Consider the following 25,707-nt stretch of genomic DNA (forward strand, 5'->3'; position numbering starts at 1 on the left):
GAGAAGCCGAGAGCTTGGGGCAGGATGGGTACAGCGGGGCGGAACGGCGCCCCTGCCCTCCCGCCCGTCCGGCAGGACTAATGCGCTGCCGACTCCCAGTCCGCGCCCACCCCCACCGACACATCCAGCGGTGCCCGCAGCTGAACCGCCGACGCCATCTCGCGACGGACCAGCTCCTCGGCCGCCGCCCGCTCGCCGGGGGCGATCTCGAGCACGATCTCGTCATGGACCTGAAGCAGCATCCGCGACTTGAGCTGCGCCTCGGTCAGCGCGCGGTCCACCTTCAGCATCGCCAGCTTGACGATGTCGGCCGCGGTGCCCTGGATCGGCGCGTTGAGGGCCATCCGCTCAGCCATCTCGCGGCGCTGCCGGTTGTCGCTGTTGAGGTCCGGCAGATAGCGGCGGCGGCCGAACAGCGTCTCCGTGTACCCCGTGGCGCGCGCCTCGTCGACGACGCGTCGCAGATAGTCGCGCACGCCGCCGAAGCGCTCGAAGTACGTCTCCATCAGCCCACGCGCCTCGGCGGCCTCGATGTTCAGCTGCTGCGAGAGGCCGAAGGCCGACAGACCGTACGCGAGGCCGTACGACATGGCCTTGATCTTGCGGCGCATCTCGGCGTCGACCGCGGAGCGCTCGACGGAGAACACCTGCGAGGCGACGGTGGTGTGCAGGTCCTCGCCGGAGGTGAACGCCTCGATGAGGCCCTCGTCCTCGGACAAGTGCGCCATCACACGCAGCTCGATCTGGCTGTAGTCGGCGGTCATGAGGGACTCGAAGCCCTCGCCGACGACGAAGCCGCGGCGGATGGCGCGGCCCTCGTCCGTGCGCACGGGGATGTTCTGCAGGTTCGGGTCGGTGGAGGACAGCCGGCCCGTCGCCGCCACCGTCTGGTTGAAGGTGGTGTGGATGCGGCCGTCCTCGGCGATCGTCTTGATCAGGCCTTCGACGGTGACGCGCAGCTTCGCCTGCTCACGGTGGCGCAGCATGATCACGGGCAGTTCGTGGTCGGTCTGCGCCGCGAGCCAGGCGAGGGCGTCCGCGTCCGTCGTATAGCCCGTCTTCGTCTTCTTGGTCTTGGGCAGGGCGAGTTCGCCGAAGAGGACTTCCTGGAGCTGCTTGGGCGAGCCGAGGTTGAACTCGTGTCCGACGGAGGCGTGCGCCTCCTTTATGGCCTGCTGCACGGCGCCCGCGAACATCTGCTCCATGGCCTCGAGGTGCGCCCGGTCGGCGGCGATGCCGTGCCGCTCCATGCGGGCAAGGAGCTCCGACGTGGGCAGCTCCATATCGCGCAGCAGCTCGGCGGCGCCCACGTCCCGCAGCCGGTCGCCGAAGGCGGTCCCCAGGTCCAGGATGGTGCGGGCCTGCACCATGAGCGCCTCGGCCTCGGCCTGCTCGTCGGTGCCGAACGCGAGCTGCCCGTCGGCCGCTGCCGCCGGTGCCAGCTCGCGGCCCAGGTACTCCAGGGACAGCGCGTCCAGCGCGAAGGAGCGGCGGCCGGGCTTGACCAGATACGCGGCGAGGGCCGTGTCCATGGTCACGCCCTCGACGCTCCAGCCGTGTTCGCCGAAGACCCGCATCGCGCCCTTGGCGTTGTGCAGCACCTTGGGCTTCGCCGGGTCGGCCAGCCACTGCGCGAACGCGGTCTCGTCGGCCTCGTCCAGCTGCGTCGGGTCGAACCAGGCGGCCGCGCCTCCAGCGGCGGCCAGCGCGATCTCGGCGACCGCGCCGCTGCCGAGCTTCCAGGAGTCGACGGTGGCCAGGCCCAGGACCGCCTTGCCGTGCTCGGCGATCCAGGGCGCCACCTCACCCGCGCCGAGCACGGCGCCATGCAGTTCGACGCCCTCGCTGACCGGGGCTTCCTCGGCCACCTCGGCGCCGGGGTCGACGGCGAGCAGCCGCTCCCGCAGCGACGGGTTGCGGATCTCCAGGGTGTCCAGGAACAGGGCGACGGCCTTGCGGTCGTACGCAGCGCGGGCCAGGTCGTCGACCGTCTTGGGCAGCTCGACGTCCCGCACCATCTCCGTGAGGACGCGGTTCATCTTCACGGCCTCGAGGTGGTCGCGGAGGTTCTGCCCGGCCTTGCCCTTGACCTCGTCGACGCGCTCCACGAGCTCGGCGAACGAACCGAACTGCTTGATCCACTTCGCGGCCGTCTTCTCACCGACGCCCGGGATGCCCGGCAGGTTGTCCGACGGGTCGCCGCGCAGCGCCGCGAAGTCGGGGTACTGCTGGGGGGTGAGGCCGTACCTCTCCTCGACCTGCTCGGGTGTGTACCGCGTGAGCTCGGAGACGCCCTTCGTCGGATACAGCACCGTGACATGGTCGCTGACCAGCTGGAACGCATCACGGTCACCCGTGACGATCAGCACCTCGAAGCCCTGCGCCTCGGCCTGCGTCGCAAGCGTGGCGATGACGTCGTCCGCCTCGAAGCCGTCCACCGCGAACCTGTGGGCGTGCATCGCGTCGAGCAGCTCGCCGATCAGCTCGACCTGGCCCTTGAACTCGTCGGGGGTCTTGGAGCGGTTCGCCTTGTACTCCGCGAACTGCTCCGCTCGCCAGGTCTTGCGGGACACGTCGAACGCCACCGCGAAGTGCGTGGGCGCCTCGTCGCGCAGCGTGTTCGCCAGCATCGACGCGAAGCCGTAGATCGCGTTCGTCGGCTGGCCCGTCGCGGTGGTGAAGTTCTCCGCGGGCAGCGCGAAGAACGCGCGGTACGCCAGCGAGTGCCCGTCCATGAGCATCAGGCGCGGCCGGTCCCCGGCGGTCGTCTTCTCGGTCTTCTTCGATGCTGTCTCTGCCACGCCCCCGATCCTGCCACGGGCCACTGACAACCGAGCCACGCTCTGACAGCCGAGCAAGCGATCTGACAGCCGGGCAAGCGATGCTTGCAGGTCCGGCCCGGCCCACCCGCCCTCGTTGTCAGCAGTACGTGCGAGGATGCGGAGACGTTCCTCACAGATGCGATCACAGGTGACCGACGAGGGTCCCGAAGGAGAGCAGCGATGGCCACCAAGCCGCCCCAGGGCGATCCGGTGCAGGACGCGCCGAGCGTCGCCGAGCCGCAGCACGCAGCAGCCGGGCTCCCTGCCATCGGCCACTCGCTGCGCATGGCCCAGCAGCAGATGGGTGTGCGCCGCACGACGCTGACGCTGCTGCGCGTGAACCAGAAGGACGGCTTCGACTGCCCCGGCTGCGCCTGGCCCGAGCCCGAGCACCGGCACACGGCGGAGTTCTGTGAGAACGGCGCGAAGGCGGTCGCCGAGGAGGCGACGCTGCGCCGCGTCACGCCCGACTTCTTCGCCGCGCACTCCGTGGCGGACCTCTCGACCCGCAGCGGTTACTGGCTGGGCCAGCAGGGCCGGCTCACGCACCCCATGTATCTGGCGGAGGGCGCCGATCACTACGAGGCGGTGCCGTGGGAGCGGGCCTTCGACATCATCGGAGAGGAGCTTCAGGCCCTCGCGTCGCCGGACGAGGCCGTCTTCTACACCTCGGGCCGCACGAGCAACGAGGCCGCGTTCCTGTACCAGCTGTTCGCCCGCGAGTTCGGTACGAACAACCTGCCCGACTGCTCCAACATGTGCCACGAGTCGTCGGGGTCGGCGCTCACCGAGACGATCGGCATCGGCAAGGGCAGCGTCCTGCTGGAGGACCTCTACCAGTCGGACCTGATCATCGTCGCCGGGCAGAACCCGGGCACGAACCACCCCCGCATGCTCTCGGCCCTGGAGAAGGCCAAGGCCAACGGCGCGCGGATCATCACGGTCAACCCGCTGCCCGAGGCCGGCCTGGAGCGGTTCAAGAACCCGCAGACCCCCAAGGGCCTCACCAAGGGCACGGCGCTCACGGACCTGTTCCTGCAGATCCGCATCGGCGGCGACCAGGCCCTGTTCCGGCTCCTCAACAAGCTGATCCTCGAGACGGATGGTGCGGTCGACGAGGAGTTCGTCCGCGAGCACACCCATGGCTACGAGGAGTTCGCGGCCGCCGCCCAGGCCGCGGACTGGGACGAGACCCTCGCCGCGACCGGTCTGCCGCGCGAGAAGATCGAGGAGGCCCTGCGCATGGTGCTGGCCTCCCAGCGCACCGTCGTGTGCTGGGCGATGGGCCTCACCCAGCACAAGCACGCGGTGCCCACCATCCGCGAGGTGGTCAACTTCCTGCTGCTGCGCGGCAACATCGGCCGCCCGGGCGCGGGCGTGTGCCCGGTCCGCGGCCACTCCAACGTGCAGGGCGACCGCACGATGGGCATCTTCGAACGCCCGGCGCCCGCCTTCCTGGACGCGCTGGAGCAGGAATTCGGCTTCGCTCCCCCGCGCGAGCACGGCTATGACGTCGTACGGGCCATCCGCGCACTGCGGGACGGCGAGGCGAAGGTCTTCTTCGCGATGGGCGGCAACTTCGTGTCGGCCTCGCCCGACACCGACGTGACCGAGGCGGCGATGCGCCGCGCACGGCTGACGGTGCACGTGTCGACGAAGCTCAACCGCTCACACGTGGTCACGGGCGCGCGTGCCCTGATCCTGCCCACGCTCGGCCGCACCGAGCGGGACCTGCAGGGCAGCGGCGAGCAGTTCGTGACCGTCGAGGACTCCATGAGCATGGTGCACGCCTCGCGCGGCCGCCTGGAGCCGGCGAGCCCGCTCCTGCTGTCGGAGCCGGCGATCGTGTGCCGTCTCGCGCGGCGAGTGCTGGGCGAGGACAGCCGCACCCCGTGGGAGGAGTTCGAGAAGGACTACGCGACGATCCGCGACCGTATCGCGCGCGTCGTCCCGGGCTTCGAGGACTTCAACGCGCGCGTGGCGCGCCCCGGCGGGTTCACGCTGCCGCACGGCCCGCGCGACGAGCGCCGCTTCCCGACGGCCACGGGCAAGGCCAACTTCACCGCCGCCGCCGTCGAGTACCCGACGCTCCCCGAAGGCCGTCTGCTGCTGCAGACGCTGCGCTCGCACGACCAGTACAACACCACGATCTACGGCCTGGACGACCGCTATCGCGGCATCAAGAACGGCCGCAGGGTCGTCCTGGTCAACCCGGACGACGCGGCTGCGCTCGACCTGGCCGACGGTGCGTACGCGGACCTGGTCAGCGAGTGGGAGGACGGCGTGGAGCGGCGGGCGTCCGGCTTCCGGGTGGTGCACTACCCCACCGCACGCGGGTGCGCGGCGGCGTACTACCCGGAGACGAACGTCCTGGTCCCGCTGGACGCGACCGCCGACACCAGCAACACGCCCGTGAGCAAGTCCGTCGTCGTACGCCTGGAGCGCCGGTGAGCAGGTCGGTCGGCGGGTGACCGGGGCGCCGACGAGCGAGCCGGTCCCCCGTACGACCAGGGGCGCCGGTGAGCACGCCGGTCGCGGTACGGCTGGAACGGAACGGATGCTCCCGTCGGGAACAACGGACGCTCCCGTCGGGAACAGAGGACCCCGGCCTAAGCGTTCGCTCAGTCGTCCTGATAAGAAACGGTGCACATGCCATGCACCGCCGTACGGCGGCGAGACAACGAACGGAGCCGGGCCATCCCATGGGCGAACAGCACACAGTGAAGTTCCCGCAAGAGGTCATCGACGAGTACGCCTCACTCGGCGTCGACCTGCCCGCGCTCTTCTCCGCGGGGCACCTCGGCACCCGTATGGGCATCGAGATCCAGGAGGCGTCGGCGGACCGCGTGGTCGGCACGATGCCCGTCGAGGGCAACACCCAGCCGTACGGCCTGCTGCACGGCGGCGCCTCCGCCGTGCTCGCCGAGACCCTCGGCTCGGTCGGCTCGATGCTGCACGGCGGCAGCAAGAAGATCGCCGTCGGCGTCGATCTCAACTGCACGCACCACCGCGGGGCGCGGTCCGGCCTGGTGACCGGCGTCGCGACGCCGCTGCACCAGGGGCGCTCCACGGCGACGTACGAGATCGTCATCACGGACGAGCAGGACAAGCGCGTCTGCACGGCACGTCTGACGTGCCTGCTGCGGGACGTCAGCCCCAGCGACGAGGAGCGCATCCGCGCCGCGGGCTGACAGCAAAGGCTCCGCTCCGGGGCGGGCATGCCCTTGTGGCAGCCCGTCCCAGGCGCTTCACTGGCGCTCAACTCCCGCGGGGAGAACACCCGTCCCACCATCGAAGGGTTTCTTCTTGACCGCCATACGCGCCACCGCCGTCACCGCGGCGGCCTGTGCCGCCGTGCTCGCCACCGCGCTGCCGTCCTCCGCCATCAACTCCTACAACGCGAAGCCCGCGCCCGAACGCACCGAGGTCGGCGCGCTCGTCGCCACCTGGGACAACGACGGCGACCCTGCGACCCCTGACCGGGTCGACTGGGTCTGTTCCGGCACCATGATCGACGCGGACACGTTCTTGACCGCCGCGCACTGCACCACCGACTGGCCGGACAACGTGAAGTTCTACGTCTCGCTCGACCAGGACGTGCAGGCCGGTCTTGACGCCGCCGCGAAGAAGTACCCGGGCGACCCGGCCGCCCAGGCGAACGCCGTCGCCGTCCAGGGCACGGCCCACAGCCACCCCGGCTACCCAGGACCCGCCTCGGACACGCACGACATCTCGGTGATCGAACTGCCCGCCGCGAAGGTCAAGTCCCGCTGGTCCTTCACCCCGGCCACCCTGCCGACCGCGAACCAGCTGGGCGCGCTCGGCCCGCAGGGGCTGAACTCCACCGACTGGTTCGTCGCCGGATACGGCACCCAGGAGGCTGTCAACGGCCCCGGCGGCCAGACCCACCCGGGCGGCGGCGTCCGCATGAAGGCCCCCGTGACCTTCAACGCCCTCAACGACTCCTGGGTGCGCCTCGCCATGACCGCACCCCAGGGCAACGGCGGCGCCTGCTACGGCGATTCGGGCGGCCCGAACTTCGCGGTCATCGGCGGCAAGAACGTCCTCGCCGCCACGACCATCACGGGCGACACCCCGTGCTACGCGACCAACGTGACGTACCGGCTGGACACACCCGGCGCGCGAGCCTTCCTCGCGCCGTTCGTCGCCCTGCCCTGACCCGCGCCGGCCCCGGGCGCGCCGAGAAGCCGCACCCGGGGCACCCGGCACCGACGGTGGCGCTGGAGCGCCCGCATCAGCTGCGAACGAACGCGGCCTTCGCCGGTGCACCGCCGTGGCCTCCCCTGTGGCGGAATCCGGAAAACTGCCGCGGAACGCCGGACTCCCTTTTCATTGCCGTAACGCTGTGTAATACGCACGCAATAGAGAAACCCCATTTCGTCCTGGGCAAGCGCTATAGCCGAGCCGTGTCAAACCCCCCTCACAGTCGCCTGCGGCAACGATAGAATGTCAGCACCAAACACTCGAACAGTCCTGATAGCCGCCGGAGCAGTCCTGCATGTTCTCACCATGTGGACCGGACGAAACGGCTGGAATTCAGCTCTATCACCCACTCGGCACCGCTCTGCATTACGACGTGGCATAACAAGAGCATCACAGCATTGGGCAGCCCCTCCTCCATTCCCACACACGCGCTTAGAGTCACCGCCAGTCACCGCGCCACAGGATTCGAAGTCTGTTTCGGTCCAGCGCTCGACTCGGCGCGTTCCACGAGGGGCGGCCGTGCCACGAAAGGACTGATCGTGCGTCAACGTTCGCTCATAGCCATGACCGCCGCCCTGGCGGCGGGTGCGCTCACCCTCACCGCCTGTGGCTCGCGCGACGAAAGCGGTGGCGACACCACCGGCGGCGACACCACCACCGTGGTCATCGGCGTCGACGCCCCGCTGACGGGTGACCTCTCCGCCCTCGGCCTCGGCATCAAGAACTCCGCCGACCTCGCCGCCAAGACGGCGAACAAGGAGAAGTACGTCAAGGGCGTCGAGTTCAAGATCGAGGCCCTCGACGACCAGGCCCAGCCCTCCGTCGGCCAGCAGAACGCCCAGAAGTTCATCAGCAACAAGGACGTCCTCGGCGTCGTCGGCCCGCTGAACTCCAGCGTCTCGCAGCAGATGCAGAAGCCGTTCAACGACGCCGGTCTGACCCAGGTCTCCCCGGCCAACACCGGTACCGAGCTGACCCAGGGCGACGGCTGGAAGACCGGCGACTCCGTCCGCCAGTTCAAGACGTTCTTCCGCACCGCCACCACGGACGAGATCCAGGGTGCCTTCGCCGCCGACTACCTCTACAACCAGGCGAAGATCAAGAAGGTCTACCTGATCGACGACCAGAAGACCTACGGCGCCGGCCTCGCCGCCTCCTTCAAGACGAACTTCACCAAGTTCGGCGGCAAGATCGTCGGCAGCGACCACATCAACCCCGACGACCGTGACTTCAACGCCGTGGTCGCCAAGATCAAGAAGACCGGCGCCGAGGCCCTGTACTACGGCGGCGAGTACCCGGCCGCGGCCCCGCTGAGCCAGCAGCTCAAGGACAGCGGCCAGAACATCCCGCTCATGGGCGGCGACGGCATCTACTCCGGCGAGTTCCCGAAGCTGAACAAGAAGGCCGACGGCGACCTCGCCACCTCCGTGGGCGAGCCCGTCGAGAAGCTCGACTCCGCCCAGACGTTCATCAAGAACTACGAGGCCGCGGGCTACGAGGACGCGTACGAGGCCTACGGCGGCCTCACCTACGACGCCACCTGGGCCATCATCGAGGCCGTCAAGCTGGCGGTCGAGGGCAACGACGGCAAGGTCCCGTCCGACGGCCGCAAGGCGGTCCTGGACGCCATGGCGAAGGTCAAGTTCGACGGCGTCACTGGCGCCATCTCCTTCGACGAGTTCGGTGACACCACGAACCACACCATGACCGCGTACAAGGTCAAGAACAACGCATGGGCGCCGGAGTTCAGCGGCGAACCCAAGCTGGGCTGAGCAGAGGACGAGTAGAGAGCACTCCCCCACCACACATTGATCCAGGCCGCGCGGGAGCGCCCACCAGCGCTCCCGCGCGGCGCCGTATCCGAACCACTCCACGGAGGCCCTGCGGTGAACGAACTGCCGCAACAGCTGGCCAATGGACTCATCCTCGGCGCGATGTACGGACTCATCGCGATCGGCTACACGATGGTCTACGGCATCGTCCAGCTCATCAACTTCGCCCACGGCGAGATTTTCATGGTCGGGGGCTTCGGGGCCCTCACCGTCTGGTTGGTACTCCCCGAAGGCTTCGCCCTCGGCGCCGCGATCCCCCTCATGATCCTCGCCGGCGTCATCGTCTCGGTCGCCGTCGCCACCGCGGCGGAACGCTTCGCCTACCGGCCACTGCGCACCGCGCCACGCCTGGCACCCCTCATCACCGCCATCGGCCTGTCCATCGTCCTCCAGCAGGCCGTGTGGATGTGGTACCCGGACGCGAAGAAGGACCAGCCCTTCCCGCAGTTCGAAGGCGGCCCCATCGACGTCCTGGGCGCCAACGTCCAGCGCGGCGACCTCTTCGTCCTGATCGCCGCCCCGCTGTGCATGCTCGCCCTCGGCCTCTTCGTCACCAAGACGCGCTCCGGCCGCGGCATGCAGGCCACCGCCCAGGACCCCGACACGGCCAAGCTGATGGGCATCAACACCGACCGCATCATCGTCATGGCCTTCGCCATCGGTGCCGCGTTCGCCGCCATCGCCGCCGTCGCCTACGGCCTGAAGAACGGTCAGGTCGGCTTCCGCATGGGCTTCCTGATGGGCCTCAAGGCCTTCACCGCCGCCGTCCTCGGCGGCATCGGAAACATCTACGGCGCCATGCTCGGCGGCATCGTACTCGGCGTCGCCGAGTCCCTCGCCACCGGCTACATCGGCGACATCCCCGGCATGGAACTCTTCGGCGGCGGCGCCTGGAAGGACGTATGGGCGTTCAGCCTGCTCATCCTCGTCCTGCTCTTCAGGCCACAAGGCCTGCTCGGCGAACGCGTCGCGGATCGGGCGTGATACCCATGACCACCCAGACCCCCATGGACAAGACCACCGACACCACCAAGGTGTCCACCGCTCCGGCCACCCCCATCATCCCGCTGCCCCACGCCGCGGCACGCGCGCTGACCGTCGCCGGCTCCGCCCTGGCCCTCATCGGCACCTTCCTCGCCTGGACCTGGACCGACGAGTTCCCGGGCAACCTCACCGTCACGGGCTATCCCGGCGGCCTGCAGGTGCTCACGCTCGTGGGAGCCCTGCTCACGCTGCTGTTCGCCCTCTCCGGCTACGGCATCCGCGGCCTCGGCTGGCTCACCCCCGGCGGCAAGAACAGCCCCGTCCTGCTCGCCGCCCTCGGCGTGTTCGGCACCACGGGCTACGCCATGGGCGCGATCAGCCAGGAACTCGGCGGCCTGGTCAACCTGGAGCCCGGCGCCTGGGTCTCCGGCATCGGCGCACTCGTCGCCGTGATCGGCGCCCTCGGCCTCCCGGTCGACCAGCCCTACGGCGCTCAGGACCCGACCCCGAACCTCTGGGGCCGCATCCGCCACTCACTGACCGCCCCCGAGCCCAGCCGTGCCAAGGACCTGCCCTCCTGGGTGGAGATCCTGATCATCGCCGCGGGCTTCGGCGTCGGCCTGTACGTCTTCGCGTACGGCATCGGCACCGAGTACTCCGAGCTGTTCATCGGCTTCCTGATCGTCACGGCCTTCGGCTTCACCGCCGTGACCCGCGCAGGCCTCCTCAAGCGGCTCTCGGCGCTCACCGCCAAGCACCGCAACGTGGCCATGGCAGCGGCCTTCGTCGCGGCGATCTGCTTCCCCTTCACCCAGACCAACGACCAGTTCGCCCTCATCGGCGCGAACATCCTGATCTTCGCCACGGTCGCCCTGGGCCTCAACGTCGTCGTCGGCCTCGCCGGCCTCCTCGACCTCGGTTACGTCGCCTTCCTCGGCGTCGGCGCCTACGCCGCCGCCCTGGTCTCCGGCTCCCCACAGTCGAGCATCGGCGTCGAATTCCCGTTCTGGGCGGCCGTCCTCACCGGCGCCGCCGCCTCACTGATCTTCGGCGTCGTGATCGGTGCCCCGACCCTGCGACTGCGCGGCGACTACCTCGCCATCGTGACGCTCGGCTTCGGTGAGATCTTCCGCATCACCATGAACAACCTCAACGGCAACAGCGGACCGGACGTCACCAACGGCTCCAACGGCATCCCCAACATCCCGGACCTGGAAATCTTCGGATTCAACCTCGGGCTGCCGCACAACGTCCTCGGGACCGAACTCACCCGGTCCGGCAACTACTACCTGCTGATGCTGCTCTGCACGGCGATCGTCGTCCTGGTCTTCCGCCGCTCGGCGGAATCCCGCATCGGCCGCGCGTGGGTCGCCATCCGCGAGGACGAGACCGCCGCCACCGCGATGGGCATCAACGGCTTCCGCCTCAAGCTCCTCGCCTTCGCACTCGGCGCCTCCCTCGCCGGCCTCGCCGGCACCGTCCAGGCGCACGTGTCCTACAGCGTCACCCCCGAGCAATACCAGTTCGCCGGCTCCGTACCGCCGAACTCGGCATTCCTGCTCGCCGCCGTCATCCTCGGCGGCATGGGCACCATCAGCGGCCCGCTCATCGGCGCCGCGCTGCTCTACCTGATCCCGGCCAAGCTCCAGTTCATGGCGGAGTACCAGCTGCTGCTCTTCGGCATCGCGCTGATGCTGCTGATGCGCTACCGCCCAGAAGGCCTGGTCGCCGACCGCAGGAAGCAGCTCGAATTCCACGAGACCGGACAGCTCGACGTACCGGAGGACAAGCCATTGCCCGAAGGCGCGACCGGCGTCGCCAAGGCAGGGGCGTGACCGCCATGACCACCACCACGACCGCACCCACCAGCACGACAGTGCTCGACGCCACCGGCGTCACGATGCGCTTCGGCGGCCTGACCGCCGTACGCGACGTGAACCTCACCGTGAACACCGGCGAGATCGTCGGCCTCATCGGCCCCAACGGCGCCGGCAAGACAACCTTCTTCAACTGCCTCACCGGCCTGTACGTGCCGACCGAGGGCAAGGTCGCCTACAAAGGCACCGTCCTGCCACCCAAGCCGCACCTGGTCACCCAGGCCGGCATCGCCCGTACATTCCAGAACATCCGGCTCTTCGCCAACATGACCGTTCTGGAGAACGTGCTCGTCGGGCGGCACACCCGGACCAAGGAAGGCCTCTGGTCAGCCCTCCTGCGCCTGCCCGGCTTCAAGAAGGCCGAGGAGGAATCCCGCGCACGGGCCATGGAACTCCTGGAGTTCACCGGACTCGCCGCCAAGGCCGACCACCTCGCCCGCAACCTGCCCTACGGCGAACAGCGCAAGCTGGAAATCGCCCGCGCACTGGCGAGCGAGCCCGGCCTGCTCCTCCTCGACGAACCCACCGCCGGCATGAACCCCCAGGAGACCCGGGCCGCCGAAGAACTCATCTTCGCCATCCGGGACAAGGGCATCGCCGTCCTCGTCATCGAACACGACATCCGGTTCATCATGAACCTCTGCGACCGGGTCGCCGTGCTCGTCCAAGGCGAGAAGATCGTCGAGGGCCCCGCCGAAGTCGTCCAGTCCGACGAACGCGTCATCGCCGCCTACCTCGGCACACCCTTCGAGGGCGCACCCGGCAAGGAGGAAGCCGCCGAAGTCGAGGCTGCGGAGGCCGAGGCGCAAAGCACCACGGAAGGGGACGACAAGTGACCGCACTGCTCGAGGTCGAGGACCTCAGGGTCGCCTACGGCAAGATCGAGGCCGTCAAAGGCATCTCGTTCAAGGTCAACGCGGGCGAGGTCGTCACCCTCATCGGCACCAACGGCGCCGGCAAGACCACCACCCTGCGCACCCTGTCCGGTCTACTCCAGCCGCTGTCCGGCGAAATCAAGTTCGACGGCAAGTCGCTGAAGAAGATCCCCGCCCACAAGGTCGTCTCGCTGGGACTCGCCCACTCCCCCGAGGGGCGGCACATCTTCCCCCGCATGACGATCGAGGACAACCTCCGCCTCGGCGCCTTCCTCCGCAACGACAAGGAGGGCATCGAGAAGGACATCCAGCGCGCCTACGACCTCTTCCCCATCCTCGGAGAGCGCCGCAAGCAGGCCGCGGGCACCCTCTCCGGCGGTGAGCAGCAGATGCTCGCCATGGGACGGGCGCTGATGTCCCGGCCGAAGCTGCTCATGCTCGACGAACCCTCCATGGGCCTCTCGCCGATCATGATGCAGAAAATCATGGCCACCATCCAGGAACTCAAATCCCAGGGCACCACCATCCTGCTCATCGAGCAGAACGCCCAGGCAGCCCTCTCACTGGCAGACCAGGGCCACGTGATGGAGGTCGGCAAGATCGTCCTCTCCGGATCCGGACAGGACCTCCTGCACGACGAATCCGTACGCAAGGCCTACCTCGGCGAGGACTGAGCCAACCCGCACCCGCAGACCAATACGACGAGGCCCGCCTCCCCCGAAAGGGAGGCGGGCCTCAACACTGACAAGAACCCTCGGCCTACTGCCCCTTCGCCGCCTTCTTCTCCTCAGAATCCTGAATAACCGCCTCAGCAACCTGCTGCATCGACAAACGCCGATCCATCGACGTCTTCTGAATCCAACGAAACGCCGCCGGCTCCGTCAGCCCATACTCCGTCTGCAGAATCGACTTCGCCCGATCCACCAGCTTCCGCGTCTCAAGACGCTGAGTGAGATCCGCGACCTCGTTCTCCAACGTCTTCAACTGCTGAAAACGGGACACGGCCATCTCGATCGCCGGCACCACATCGCTCTTGCTGAACGGCTTCACGAGATACGCCATCGCACCCGCATCCCGCGCCCGCTCCACCAGATCACGCTGCGAGAACGCCGTCAGCATCAACACCGGAGCGATCGACTCCTCACCGATCTTCTCCGCCGCCGAGATGCCATCCAGCTTCGGCATCTTCACATCCAAGATCACCAGATCGGGCTTGTGCTCCCGGGCCAGCTCGACGGCCTGCTCACCGTCCCCCGCCTCACCGACGACGGTGTAGCCCTCCTCCTCGAGCATCTCCTTGAGATCCAGACGGATGAGCGCCTCGTCCTCGGCGATGACGACACGCGTCGTCAGCGGAGGCACATGCGACTTGTCATCGTCATCGGCTACGGGCTGGGGCGACTCGGGGGCGGTCACGTGGGCTCCTCGTTCCGGGCTGGTGCTGCTGCCAAGAGGGTACCCAGCTGCGGTAAGGTGGTGGCGCAGCGGGTGAGTACCCGCCTTTGTTTTGCAGGAGGCCCCGGTAGCCCAGCGGGAGAGGCACGGTGCTCAAACCACCGACAGCGTGGGTTCGAATCCCACCCGGGGCACTTTCCTTCTTTTCCAAGGTCACGTGACACTCCGTGAACTTCACTTGATCGCGCTACATGCCCCCCGATCACCTGCACGGCCGATGCCGCTCGGTCACGCTCAGCAGCATGTACGACACCCAAACGCGCAGGCGAGCCCTCGCATTGGTTGCCCAAGGCCGCAGTCTGAACTCCGTCAGCAAGGAGACCGGCATCTCGCGAGCAGCCATCCGGGACTGGCAGACCCGGATCGAGCCGCTCCAGCGCACCGGCGAACCCTGCTCGCGATGTCGCGACGTGCCCGTGCCACCCGAGGAGCCCGAGGCGTACTCGTACCTCCTCGGCCTCTACCTCGGCGACGGCTGCATCAGCCCCAGCCGTCGGGGGGTGTACGTCATCCGCATCGCGTGCGCCGACGCCTGGCCGGGCCTGATTGACGCGTGCGAAGACGCACTGCGGGCTGTACGCCCGGAGAACAGTGTGTTCCGAGTCCAGAACCAGGGCTGCGTCAGTGTCGCCAGCAGTAGCAAGCACTGGCCCTGTTTCTTCCCCCAGCACGGCCCCGGCAAGAAGCACGAACGCGCCATTGCCCTCGAGCCGTGGCAGCAGGAGATCGTGGACGCACACCCGTGGGAATTCATACGCGGGCTCATCCACTCCGACGGCTGCCGGATTACCAACTGGACCACCCGTCTGGTCGGCGGCGAGCGCAAGCGCTATGAGTACGGGCGGTACTTCTTCACCAACAAGTCCGACGACATCCGGAAGCTCTTCAGCGACACCCTCGACAAGGTCGGCGTGGAGTGGAGCACTCTTGCTCGCGGCAGCGACCCACTCCATATCTCCATCGCCCGCAAAGCCTCCGTAGCCCTCATGGACGCACACGTAGGGCCGAAGTACTGACCCCAGTACTTCGGCCCGTATGAAGAGGACCAGCCCGCTCCCTACCCCTACTTCGGGGAGTCGTCCTCGCCGATGTGGTGGACGCGTACCAGGTTCGTCGACCCGGGAACCCCGGGCGGCGAGCCGGCCGTGATGACCACCATGTCGCCCTTCTCGCAGCGGCCGATCTTGAGGAGCTGCTCGTCGACCTGGTCGACCATGGCGTCGGTGGAGTCGACGTGGGGGCCGAGGAAGGTTTCGACGCCCCAGGTCAGGTTGAGCTGGGAGCGGGTGGCCGGGTCGGGCGTGAAGGCGAGGAGGGGGATCGGGGAGCGGTAGCGGGAGAGGCGGCGGACGGTGTCGCCGGACTGGGTGAAGGCGACGAGGAACTTGGCGCCGAGGAAGTCGCCCATTTCGGCGGCCGCGCGGGCGACGGCGCCGCCCTGGGTGCGGGGCTTGTTGCGGTCGGTCAGGGGCGGGAGGCCCTTGGCGAGGATGTCCTCCTCGGCTGCCTCGACGATCCTCGACATGGTCTTGACGGTTTCGATGGGGTATTTGCCGACGCTGGTCTCGCCGGAGAGCATCACGGCGTCGGTGCCGTCGATGACGGCGTTGGCGACGTCGGAGGCCTCGGCGCGCGTTGGCCGCGAATTGTCGATCATCGAGTCGAGCATCTGGGTGGCGACGATGACCGGTTTGGCGTTGCGCTTGGCGAGTTTGATGGCGCGCTTCTGGACGATGGGCACCTGTTCGAGGGGCATTTCTACGCCGAGGTCGCCGCGGGCGACCATGATTCCGTCGAAGGCGGCGACGATGTCGTCGATGTTCTCGACGGCCTGGGGTTTTTCGACCTTGGCGATGACCGGGAGGCGGCGGCCTTCTTCTCGCATGATCCGGTGGACGTCGCGGATGTCGTCGCCGCTGCGGACGAAGGAGAGGGCGATGACGTCGAATCCGGTGTTGAGGGCCCAGCGGAGGTCGTCTTCGTCTTTTTCGGAGAGTGCGGGGACGGAGACGGCGACGCCGGGAAGGTTGAGGCCTTTGTGGTCGGAGACCATGCCGCCTTCGACGACGGTGGTGTGGACGCGGGGGCCGTCGACGGCGGTGACTTCGAGGCAGACCTTGCCGTCGTCGACGAGGATGCGTTCGCCCGGGGTGACGTCGGCGGCGAGGCCGCCGTAGGTGGTGCCGCAGGTCTGGCGGTCGCCTTCGGCGCCTTCTTCGACGGTGATGGTGAATTCGTCCCCGCGTTCAAGGAGTACGGGGCCTTCGCTGAAGCGGCCGAGTCGGATCTTCGGGCCTTGAAGGTCGGCGAGGATTCCGACGCTGCGGCCGGTCTCGTCGGCAGCCTTTCGTACGCGCTGGTAGCGCTCCTCGTGTTCGGCGTGCGTGCCGTGGCTGAGGTTGAAGCGGGCGACGTCCATTCCGGCTTCGACCAGCGCTTTGATCTGGTCGTACGAGTCGGTTGCGGGGCCCAGAGTACAGACGATCTTTGCTCGGCGCATGGTTTGAGCGTATGCCTTACCGGCGGGTAGAGAATTGGTCGCGCATGACTACTCAACAACCTTTACGTGAAGGTCTCTTGACAAAGGTTGAATTGTGCGCAGGGCCGCTCCGATGAGCATTCGATGTGCCCCCGTATGGGTATTCCTGTGGTTCTTCCATGTCGTTTCGCGTGGGCTTCGGGAGCTCGGTCGCGCCGGTCCGGACACGTCCATTCGCCGGTCCGCCCGGATACGTCGCGGGGCAGGCGGGAGTTTGACGACAGCGCCTAGGGCTCCAGACGGGGTGGCGTCATGGTGAAGCGGGCGTTGACCTGGGCGTGGATGTGCTGCCGTTGGGGTTCCAGGTCGAGGGGTGCGGCTTCGTCGGCGGTCTCGGCGGCGTAGGCGGCTGTGCGCATGCGCGGTGCGGCAGAGGCTCCCATCGCGCCGTAGGGGGCGGGGCTCTCGGCGCCGATGTCGGCGAGTTCGACGAGGGCGGCGAGTGTCGTGCTGAGGGCGGCGGCGTATTCGCGGGCGCGCTGGACGGCGTCTCGTACGGCCTGCTGGCGGGCCTCGCGGTGGGCGGGTGAGTCGGGGCGGAGGTCCCACCAGGGGCCGTCGACGCGGGTGAGGTCGAGGTCGGCGAGGCGGGTGGCGAGTTCGCCAAGTGCCGTGAAGTCGGTGAGTTCTGCGGTGATGTGGACGCGGCCGTGGTAAGCGCGGACGCGTTCGCCGCGGCCGTATTTGGTGAGTTCGGGGGCGATGGAGAAGGCGCCGGTTTCGAGTTTCTCGACGGCTTCTCCGTACGTCTTGACGAGGTCGAGGACGGTGGCGTTGCGGCGGGTGAGGTCGTCGAGGGCTTCTCGGCGGCTGGTGCCGCGGGCGCTGACCGTGATGCCGATGCGGGCGATCTCGGGGTCGGCTTCGAGGTGTGCTTCGCCGCGGACCGCGATGCGGGGGGCGTCGGGGGTGCCGTAGGGCGGGTGGGGGGCGGGCGGCTGTGGGGTTTCAGCGGTCATGGGCCCACTGTGGCACCGGCGTCCGGGAGTTGGCGGTCATCAGATCGAAACGCGAAAGGGGTGTTGCCGACTGGGGCCGGTGGGACAGAATTCTACGCGCGTTGTGTCATCGCGCGTAGATCGCGACCGCTGAGTCAAGCAGGGAGACGAAATGCCGTTCGACAGAAGGTCGTTCCTGGGCCGGTCCGCCGCCACGGGTGCGGGGGTCGCCCTCGCGGGTGCGGCCGCCGTTCCCGCCTCCGCCGCCACGGCCGGGTCCGCGGGCGGGCACCCGCCGAAGCGGTACGCGTTCACGGTCATGGGCACGACCGATCTGCACGGCAACGTCTTCAACTGGGACTACTTCACGGACAAGGAGTACGACGACAGGGCCCACAACGACGTCGGTCTGGCGAAGATCTCCACGCTGGTGGACCAGGTCCGCAGGGAGAAGGGCCGGCGCAACACGCTGCTGATCGACGCGGGCGACACGATCCAGGGCACGCAGCTGTCGTACTACTACGCCAAGGTCGATCCGATCACCGCGGACAACGGCCCGGTGCATCCGATGGCGCAGGCGATGAACGCCATCGGCTATGACGCGGCGGCGCTCGGCAACCACGAGTTCAATTACGGCATACCGGTGCTGCGGAAGTTCGAGCAGCAGTGCCGTTTCCCGCTCCTCGGCGCCAACGCGCTGGACGCGAAGACGCTGAAGCCGGCATTCCCGCCGTATGTCATCAAGACGCTGCGCACTCCGTACGGCCGTGATGTGCGGGTGGCGATCCTGGGTCTCACCAACCCGGGAATCGCGATCTGGGACAAGGCCAATGTGCAGGGCCAGATGACGTTCCCCGGTCTGGAGGAGCAGGCCGCCAAGTGGGTGCCGAAGCTGCGGTCGATGGGTGCGGACGTCGTCATCGTGTCGGCGCATTCGGGTTCGTCGGGCACGTCGTCGTACGGGGACCAGCTGCCGTACATCGAGAATGCGGCCGGTCTTGTGGCGGAGCAGGTGCCGGGGATCGACGCGATTCTGGTCGGGCATGCGCACACGGAGATCCCCGAGTATTTCGTGACGAACAAGGAGACCGGCAAGCAGGTGGTGCTGTCGGAGCCGCTGAAGTGGGGGCAGCGGCTGACGCTGTTCGACTTCGGGCTGGTGTGGGAGAAGGGCCGCTGGACGGTGGAGACCGTGGGCGCGCAGGTCCTGAACTCCAACACGGTGGAAGAGGACCAGGAGATCACGAAGATCCTGCAGGACGAGCACGAGAAGGTCGTGGCCTACGTCAATCAGGTGATCGGGACGAACGCGGCGGAGATGACGTCGGCGGAGGCTCCGTACAGGGATGTGCCGATCATCGATCTGATCAACCACATTCAGGCCGCGACGGTGAAGGACGCGCTGGCGGGCACCGAGTACGCGTCGCTGCCGGTGCTGTCGCAGGCGGCGTGTTTCTCGCGGAGCGCGGTGATTCCGGCGGGTGAGGTGACGATCCGCGATGTGGCGGGGCTGTATGTCTTCGAGAACACGCTGGAGGCGCGGCTTATGACGGGTGTGCAGATCAAGGCGTATCTGGAGTTCTCGGCGAACTATTTCGTCCAGACGGCCGCGGGTGCCGACGTCGACCCGGCGAAGCTGACGAACGCGAACGGTACGCCGGACTACAACTACGACGTGGTCAGCGGTCTCACCTATGAGATCGACATCGCGAAGGCGGCCGGTTCGCGCGTGACGAATGTGCAGTTCGAGGGTGCGGCGCTGGCTGACGACGCGCAGTTCGTGCTGGCCGTGAACAACTATCGGGCCAATGGCGGCGGCAATTTCCCGTTTGTCGCCGCCGCCAAGATGCTGTGGTCGAATTCCGAAGAGATCCGCAACACGATGATCGCGTGGGTGAAGGAGAAGGTGTCCATCGACCCGGCGGAGTTCGCGTCGGTGGACTGGAAGCTGACGCGGGACGGGGCGCCGGTCTTCTAGGAATGCCGATTTTCTAGGAATGCCGGTCTTCTTGGATTGCGGGTCTTGTAGGAATGCCGGTCTTCTATGAATTCCTGACTTGTAGGGGTACCCGTCTGCTGGGGATACCCGTCTTACAGGGAGGCCGGGTCTGCCAGCCGCGCCCGGCCGATCCCGCCCGTGCGGCCGGCGCCGGCCCCGCCCGTCCGGCCGGGGTCCGGCGTCGGCTGCTCGTCCAGGCCGAAAGTGGTGAACGCGGTGCGCCGGGGCAGCGGGTAGGGGTCCTTGCCGGTGACGGCGTTGAGGATGGCGGCGCTGCGCCAGGCGGCGAGTCCGAGGTCGGGGGCGCCGACGCCGTGGGTGTGGCGTTCGGCGTTCTGGACGTAGACGTTGCAGCCGGTTGCCGTGATCGAGGGGTCGAGGTCCACGCGGTACTGCTCGTCGATGCGGAGGCGCCCCGCCGTGTCGCGACGGATGTGGGGGGCGAGGTCGGCGAGGAGCCGGTCGAGGGGCCGCTCGCGGTAGCCGGTGGCGAGGACGACGGCGTCGGTGCGGAGGCGGGAGCTCGTGCCCTGCTGACCGTGTTCCAGGTCGAGTTCGATCGTGGCCTGCCCGACGCGGGACGCGGCACGGACGCGGACGCCCGGGGTGAGGACGGCGTCGGGCCAGCCGCCGTGCAGGGTGCGCTGGTAGAGCTCGTCGTGGATGGCGGCGATGGTGTCGGTGTCGATGCCCTTGTGGAGCTGCCACTGGCGTGGCACGAGGCGGTCGCGCACGGGCTGGGGCAGGCCGTGGAAGTAGCGGGTGTAGTCGGGTGTGAAGTGCTCGAGCCCGAGCTTCGAGTACTCCATCGGCGCGAAGGCCTCGGTGCGGGCCAGCCAGTGGATGCTCTCGCGCCCGGCGGGACGGTGTCGTAGGAGGTCGAGGAACACCTCGGCGCCGGACTGGCCGGAGCCGACGACGGTGATGTGCCCGGCGGCCAGGATGCGCTCGCGGTGCCGGAGGTATTCGGCGGAGTGCACGACGGGTACGGCGGGTGCGTCGGCGAGCGCTCTGAGGGGTTCGGGGACGTACGGGGCGGTGCCGATGCCGAGGACGATGTTCCTGGCGTGGGTGCGGCCGAGTGCCTCGGCTTCTCCGTCGGTGTCGAGCTGGGTGAAGTCGATCTCGAACAGGGAGCGTTCGGGGTCCCAGCGGACGGTGTCGATCTGGTGGCCGAAGTGCAGACCGGGGAGGTTCTCGCTGACCCAGCGGCAGTAGGCGTCGTATTCGGCGCGCTGGATGTGGAAGCGCTCGGCGAAGTAGAAGGGGAACAGCCGCTCGCGGTGGCGCAGGTAGTTGAGGAACGACCAGGGGTTCGCGGGGTCGGCGAGGGTGACCAGGTCGGCGAGGAACGGCACCTGGAGGGTGGCGCCGTCGATGAGGAGTCCGGGGTGCCAGTGGAAGGCGGGCCGCTGGTCGTAGAAGGCGGTGTCGAGCTCGGCGAGGGGGTGCGCGAGGGCGGCCAGGGAGAGGTTGAAGGGTCCGATGCCGATGCCGACCAGGTCGCGGGGGGCTTGGGGTGTGGGCTCGGTGCACTCTCGGTGAGTGGCGGGGCCGCGGCGGTGGGCGGGCCGGGGGGCCGGACGGTCGGCGTGCCGGCCGGGGTCGGAGGGCGTCGGGCTCATCGGGCGGTGTTTCCTTCCACCAGTTTCAGCAGGCCGGCGAGGTCGCCGGGCCGTGTGTGCGGGTTGAGCAAGGTGGCTTTGAACCAGAGCCGGCCGTCGAGCCGGGCACGGCCGAGGACGGCGCGGCCATCGGTGAGCAGTGCCCGTCGTACGCGGGCGAGGTCGGCGTCGTCGGACCCGGTGGGTCGGAACAGGACGGTGCTGATCGTGGGTGTGTCGTAGAGCTCGAAGCCGGGGTGGGCGTCGATCAGCTGCGCGAATTCGCGGGCGGCCGCGCAGACCCGGTCGACGAGCGCGCCGAGGCCGGTGCGGCCGAGGGCTCTGAGGGTGACGGCGGTCTTGAGTATGTCGGGGCGACGCGTGGTACGCAGGGAGCGGCCGAGCAGGTCGGGCAGGCCGGCCTCGGTGTCGTCGTCGGCGTTGAGGTAGTCGGCGCGGTGGGCCAGGGCGTCGAGGTCGTGCGGGTCGCGTACGGCGAGGAGCCCGGCGGCGACGGGCTGCCAGCCGAGTTTGTGCAGGTCGAGCGTGACGGTGTGGGCGCGGTCGAGACCGTCGAGCTTGGCGCGCTGCCGGTCGCTGAAGAGGAGCCCGCCGCCGTATGCGGCGTCGATGTGCAGGCGTGCGCCGTGGGCGCCGCACAGGTCGGCGATCTCGGGGAGGGGGTCGATGAGTCCGGCGTCGGTGGTGCCGGCGGTGGCGGCTACGAGGACCGGGCCCGGCAACTGGGTGAGGGTGTCCGCGAGGGCGGTGGGGTTCAGGGTTCCCGCCGGTGCGGGCACGGTGACGGGTTCGGGCAGTCCGAGCAGCCAGGCGGCGCGGTGCAGGGAGTGGTGGGCGTTCTCACCGCATACGAGCCGGACGGTGCCGTGCTGTTCGCGGGCGAGGAGGAGGGCGAGCTGGTTGGACTCGGTGCCGCCGGTGGTGACGAGGGCGTCGGCGGTACGGGCGCGTGGGTACACCTCGGCGGCGAGGGCCGCCGTGACGAGGGCTTCCAGTGCGGAGGCGGCGGGGGCCTGGTCCCAGGAGTCCAGGGACGGGTTGAGCGCGGAGACGGCGAGATCGGCGGCCGTGGCGAGCGCCAGGGGCGGGCAGTGGAGATGGGCGGCGCAGAGCGGTTCGGCGGGGTCGGCGGCGCCTTCCGCCAGGAGGCGGACGAGGGTGTGGAGTGCCTCGTCGGCGCCGGTGCCCTCTGGGGGGAGGGCGGCGCCTACGGCCTCGCGCACGCGGGCGGCCACGGCCTCCGGTCCTCCCGGCGGGAGGGGGCCGCGGCGGGCGGAGGCTCCTTCGTGCAGGGCGTCGAGGACGGTGGTCAGCAACGGGCGCAGGGCGGTGGGGCCTTGGGGGCCGCCGGAGAGGGGCGGCACTGCCGTCCCCTCCTCCTCTGATGGTGGGGACGGCAGTGCCCGCGGGGGCGGGGTGCTCATGGGCTGTCCTTCGGGTGGGCGGTGGGCGCGACGGGTGCAGGGGGCACCAGCCTCAACGATCGGGACACGCAAGTGGTACTGGCGTGGCCCGTGTTGTGGCGGGGGCCACCCCCACCCGGGGTGCAGGTTCCACGTCGGGCACCCGCCGGTGTGGGGTGCGCCCACCCCTGCCGGGGGCCGGGCCGTACGCGACGCCCCCGCCGTCGTGGGTTGTGCCCACCCGTTCCGCCCCAGCGGAACGACTGCCCACAACGGAACCCACCCGCCGTCGTGGGGCGCGCCCACCCGGGGAGGAACGACTGCCCACAACGGGACCGGCCCGCCGTCGTGGGGCGCGCCCACCCGGGGAGGAACGACTGCCCACAACGGGACCGGCCCGCCCCGTCAGGCTGAGGAGCGCACCCGCAACGCCCGTGCCAAGTCGTCCAACTGGTCCGCGAGGCGGCGGCGTAGTGACGGGATCGGGTCCGCGTCGCGGAGGCACTCCTCGCCGAGGCGGAGGGTGTCGGTGTCGACCGCGTAGAGAGGGAAGGCGTGGCGCCCGGCGGCGTCGGCGATGGCGGGGCCGCGCCGGGCGGCGACGGCGACCGCGTCGGCGTAGTACCGCGGCACGTACTCACGTACGAGCGCGGCCTGTTCGGGCTGCCAGAAGCCCTGGGCCGTGGCGGTGAACAGGTAGTTGGAGAGATGGTCGGCGGCGAACATCTCGTCCCAGGCCTTGCGCTTCATCTCGGGGTCGGGCAGCGCGGCCCGGCAGCGGGCGGCGCCCTCCTGGCCGCTGGCGCTGGGGTCCTGGACGAGCTCGGCCTCGATGACGGCGTCGTCGATCGCGCCGAGCACGGCGAGCCGCCCGAGGATGCGCCAGCGCAGTTCGGGGTCGAGCTCGGGCCCGCCGGGGACGGTGCCCTCGGAGAGCCAGGCGCTGATCGTGTCGGGCCGCGAGGCCGTGTCGATGCGGTGGCGTACGGCGGTGAGCCGGAGGCCGGGGTTGTCGCCGTCCTCGGTGCGGCGGATGAGGTCGCGGCAGAGGTCGGTCAGGGTGGCGAGGGCGTCGGGCCGGTCCTCGTCGGCCACGTACCGCCCGGCGACCTGGCCGGTGGCGAAGGCGAGGACGCCCTGCACGATGGCGAGGTCGGTCTCGTGCGGGAGGTGGGTGCGGGCGGCCTTGAGGTAGGCGGCGGGTGGCAGTTCGCCGTCGCGGACGGCGTCGCGCAGGGCGTTCCACACGACGGCGCGGGTGAGCGGCTCGGGGATGCCGGAGAGGGCTTCCTGGACGGTGGCGAAGGACCGGTCGTCGAAGCGGATCTTGGCGTAGCTGAGATCGCCGTCGTTGAGGACGATGAGCGCGGGGCGGCTGCCGATGGGGTGCGCGGATCGGTTCTGCGGTACGTCGAGTTCGAACCGTTCGCGCAGGGTGAGCCGGCTGCCGTCGGTGAGGTCCTGGTCGTAGAGGCCGACGGCGATGCGGTGGGGGCGGCTGCCCTGGTGGTCGACGGTGAGGGTGTGGCTGCCGTTGTGGCCGGCGGTGCTCGGCACGAGGGTGTCGACGCCGGTGGTGCGCAGCCAGGCGTCGGCCCAGGCGTGCACGTCGCGTTCCGTCGCGCCGGCGAGGGAGTCGATGAAGTCGGCGAGTGTGGCGTTGCCGAACTTGTGGCGGGCGAAGTGGGTGTTGATGCCTGCGAGGAAGTCCTTCTCGCCGAGCCAGGCGACGAGCTGGCGGAGCGCGGAGGCGCCCTTGGCGTAGGAGATGCCGTCGAAGTTGAGGAGCGCGGAGGCGGTGTCCTCGACGGCCTCGGGGGCGACTGGGTGGGTGGAGGGGCGCTGGTCCGCGTCGTAGCCCCAGGCCTTGCGGGCGACGCCGAAGTCGACCCACGTGTCAGTGCCCCACTTTCTGGGGGGAGTCCCCCCAGACCCCCCAAGGGTGGCTTCGGTGAGGGTCTGGTAGCCCATGTACTCGGCGAAGGACTCGTTGAGCCAGATGTCGTCCCACCAGCGCAGGGTGACGAGGTCGCCGAACCACATGTGGGCCATCTCGTGGGCGATGACCATGGCGCGGGTCTGCCGCTCGGTGTCGGTGACGGCGGAGCGGTAGACGAACTCGTCGCGGAAGGTGACCAGGCCCGGGTTCTCCATGGCGCCGGCGTTGAACTCGGGGACGAACGCCTGGTCGTAGGAATCGAAGGGGTAGGGCTCCTCGAACTTCTCGTGGTAGCGGTCGAAGCACGCGCGCGTGACGTCGAGGATCTCCTCGGCGTCGGCGTCGAGGTAGGGCGCGAGGGAGCGGCGGCAGTGGATGCCGAAGGGCAGGCCGCGGTGCTCGGTGCGTACGGAGTGCCAGGGGCCGGCGGCGACGGCGACGAGGTACGTGGAGATGAGCGGGGTCGGCGCGGCCTTCCAGACGCCGCCTCCGGTGTGTTCGGTGACGCCGTTGGCGAGGACGGTCCAGCCGTCGGGCGCGGTGACGGTCACCTCGAAGACGGCCTTGAGGTCGGGCTGGTCGAAGGCGGCGAAGACGCGCTGCACGTCGTCCAGGAACAGCTGGGTGTACGTGTAGGTCTCGCCGTCCGTCGGGTCGGTGAAGCGGTGCATGCCCTCACCGGTGTGCGAGTACCGCATCGAGGCGTCGATCACCAGCTCGTGCTCGCCCGCGGTCAGACCGGTCAGCGGGAGACGGTTGCCGTCCAGGGTGCCGGTGTCGAGGGGCTGTCCGTCGAGGGTCGCGGAGCGCAGCTCGGCCGGCTTCAGCTCGACGAAGGTGTCCGCGTCCGAGCGGGCCGTGAAGTAGATGACGGTGAGGGAGTCGAAGGTCTCCTCGCCCCGGGTCAGATCCAGGTCGATGGTGTATCGCCGGACGTGGAGGAGCTCGGCTCGGTTCTGCGCTTCGGCGCGCGTCAGTACGGACATGGGGGCCATGCTGCCTGATGGCCGGGGCGGGGCGACAGGGGCTTTCTTCCCAGGCCGGCCGATGCGGGGAGGACGTGCGGGGGGAGCTCAGGGGCGGCGCACGGGGGCGCTCGGCTCAGGGACACCGCGAGCGGGCACTCGCCCCAGGGACGGTGCGGGCGGTGCGGGCCTCAGGGACGGAGCGAGCGGTGCGGGCCTCAGGGACGGCG

17 protein-coding genes and 1 tRNA gene are annotated in these 25,707 nt (G+C 69.1%); 11 read left to right on the forward strand and 7 right to left on the reverse strand.

The window, feature by feature from the left end; all coding sequences use genetic code 11:
* Window positions 1-77: 77 nt before the first annotated feature.
* The gene (gene polA, locus H1D24_RS35995) at window positions 78-2,801 is read right to left on the reverse strand and encodes a DNA polymerase I (RefSeq protein ID WP_181661931.1); all 2,724 of its coding nucleotides are present in this window, start codon (window positions 2,799-2,801) and stop codon (window positions 78-80) included.
* A 201-nt stretch (window positions 2,802-3,002) separates the two neighbouring features.
* On the opposite strand from polA, the gene H1D24_RS36000 reads away from it, so the two are divergent.
* From H1D24_RS36000 to H1D24_RS36035, 8 genes are all read left to right on the forward strand, one after another.
* The gene (locus tag H1D24_RS36000; RefSeq protein WP_181661932.1) at window positions 3,003-5,273 is read left to right on the forward strand and encodes an FdhF/YdeP family oxidoreductase; all 2,271 of its coding nucleotides are present in this window, start codon (window positions 3,003-3,005) and stop codon (window positions 5,271-5,273) included.
* Window positions 5,274-5,524: 251 nt separating this feature from the next.
* Entirely contained in the window at window positions 5,525-6,013 is a 489-nt protein-coding gene (locus H1D24_RS36005) for a PaaI family thioesterase (RefSeq protein WP_181661933.1), read from the forward strand.
* 115 nt (window positions 6,014-6,128) lie between these two features.
* Entirely contained in the window at window positions 6,129-7,001 is an 873-nt protein-coding gene (locus tag H1D24_RS36010) for a trypsin-like serine protease (protein WP_181661934.1), read from the forward strand.
* A gap of 608 nt (window positions 7,002-7,609) precedes the next feature.
* Window positions 7,610-8,818, forward strand: a complete 1,209-nt coding sequence (locus H1D24_RS36015; RefSeq protein ID WP_181661965.1) for a branched-chain amino acid ABC transporter substrate-binding protein — start codon at window positions 7,610-7,612, stop codon at window positions 8,816-8,818.
* Between the two features lie 114 nt (window positions 8,819-8,932).
* A complete protein-coding gene (locus H1D24_RS36020; protein WP_181661935.1) occupies window positions 8,933-9,862 on the forward strand; it encodes a branched-chain amino acid ABC transporter permease in 930 nt (309 codons plus the stop codon).
* A gap of 23 nt (window positions 9,863-9,885) precedes the next feature.
* Window positions 9,886-11,697, forward strand: coding sequence for a branched-chain amino acid ABC transporter permease (locus H1D24_RS36025; RefSeq protein WP_181661966.1), 1,812 nt, complete (start codon window positions 9,886-9,888; stop codon window positions 11,695-11,697).
* 5 nt (window positions 11,698-11,702) lie between these two features.
* On the forward strand, window positions 11,703-12,575 hold the full coding sequence (locus H1D24_RS36030; RefSeq protein ID WP_181661936.1) for an ABC transporter ATP-binding protein: 873 nt from the start codon (window positions 11,703-11,705) through the stop codon (window positions 12,573-12,575).
* Entirely contained in the window at window positions 12,572-13,288 is a 717-nt protein-coding gene (locus tag H1D24_RS36035) for an ABC transporter ATP-binding protein (protein WP_181661937.1), read from the forward strand. The genes H1D24_RS36030 and H1D24_RS36035 overlap by 4 nt, the downstream gene beginning before the upstream one ends.
* An 85-nt stretch (window positions 13,289-13,373) precedes the next feature.
* Here the strand turns inward: H1D24_RS36035 and H1D24_RS36040 are convergent, their stop codons facing one another.
* Window positions 13,374-14,030: an ANTAR domain-containing response regulator gene (locus H1D24_RS36040; RefSeq protein WP_181661938.1), complete on the reverse strand. Its 657-nt coding sequence runs from the start codon at window positions 14,028-14,030 to the stop codon at window positions 13,374-13,376.
* Window positions 14,031-14,130: 100 nt separating this feature from the next.
* On the opposite strand from H1D24_RS36040, the gene H1D24_RS36045 reads away from it, so the two are divergent.
* Together H1D24_RS36045 and H1D24_RS36050 are read left to right on the forward strand one after the other, a co-directional pair.
* A tRNA-Leu gene (locus H1D24_RS36045) sits at window positions 14,131-14,203 on the forward strand.
* A 108-nt stretch (window positions 14,204-14,311) separates the two neighbouring features.
* Complete coding sequence (locus tag H1D24_RS36050; RefSeq protein ID WP_181661939.1) at window positions 14,312-15,085, forward strand: helix-turn-helix domain containing protein; 774 nt, start codon at window positions 14,312-14,314, stop codon at window positions 15,083-15,085.
* A gap of 47 nt (window positions 15,086-15,132) precedes the next feature.
* Here H1D24_RS36050 and pyk read toward each other — a convergent pair whose 3' ends face one another.
* Both pyk and H1D24_RS36060 read right to left on the reverse strand, forming a co-directional pair.
* The gene (pyk, locus tag H1D24_RS36055) at window positions 15,133-16,569 is read right to left on the reverse strand and encodes a pyruvate kinase (protein ID WP_181661940.1); all 1,437 of its coding nucleotides are present in this window, start codon (window positions 16,567-16,569) and stop codon (window positions 15,133-15,135) included.
* Between the two features lie 266 nt (window positions 16,570-16,835).
* Window positions 16,836-17,567 carry an SIMPL domain-containing protein gene (locus H1D24_RS36060; protein WP_181661941.1) on the reverse strand — a complete coding sequence of 244 codons (732 nt, stop codon included), beginning with the start codon at window positions 17,565-17,567 and terminating at the stop codon, window positions 16,836-16,838.
* A gap of 151 nt (window positions 17,568-17,718) precedes the next feature.
* On the opposite strand from H1D24_RS36060, the gene H1D24_RS36065 reads away from it, so the two are divergent.
* Complete coding sequence (locus tag H1D24_RS36065) at window positions 17,719-19,524, forward strand: bifunctional metallophosphatase/5'-nucleotidase (protein WP_181661942.1); 1,806 nt, start codon at window positions 17,719-17,721, stop codon at window positions 19,522-19,524.
* Between the two features lie 113 nt (window positions 19,525-19,637).
* Here the strand turns inward: H1D24_RS36065 and H1D24_RS36070 are convergent, their stop codons facing one another.
* The 3 genes from H1D24_RS36070 to pepN all read right to left on the reverse strand — a co-directional run bounded on the left by H1D24_RS36070 (window position 19,638) and on the right by pepN (window position 25,498).
* Window positions 19,638-21,170 (reverse strand): lysine N(6)-hydroxylase/L-ornithine N(5)-oxygenase family protein, encoded by a 1,533-nt coding sequence (locus H1D24_RS36070; protein ID WP_181661943.1) that lies wholly within the window; start codon window positions 21,168-21,170, stop codon window positions 19,638-19,640.
* Window positions 21,167-22,594 (reverse strand): pyridoxal phosphate-dependent decarboxylase family protein, encoded by a 1,428-nt coding sequence (locus H1D24_RS36075; protein WP_181661944.1) that lies wholly within the window; start codon window positions 22,592-22,594, stop codon window positions 21,167-21,169. The genes H1D24_RS36070 and H1D24_RS36075 overlap by 4 nt, the downstream gene beginning before the upstream one ends.
* 384 nt (window positions 22,595-22,978) lie before the next feature.
* Entirely contained in the window at window positions 22,979-25,498 is a 2,520-nt protein-coding gene (gene pepN / locus H1D24_RS36080; RefSeq protein ID WP_181661945.1) for an aminopeptidase N, read from the reverse strand.
* Between the last annotated feature and the right edge of the window lie 209 nt (window positions 25,499-25,707).

It is taken from the genome of Streptomyces himalayensis subsp. himalayensis, from assembly GCF_013778455.1.
Lineage (GTDB): Bacteria > Actinomycetota > Actinomycetes > Streptomycetales > Streptomycetaceae > Streptomyces > Streptomyces himalayensis.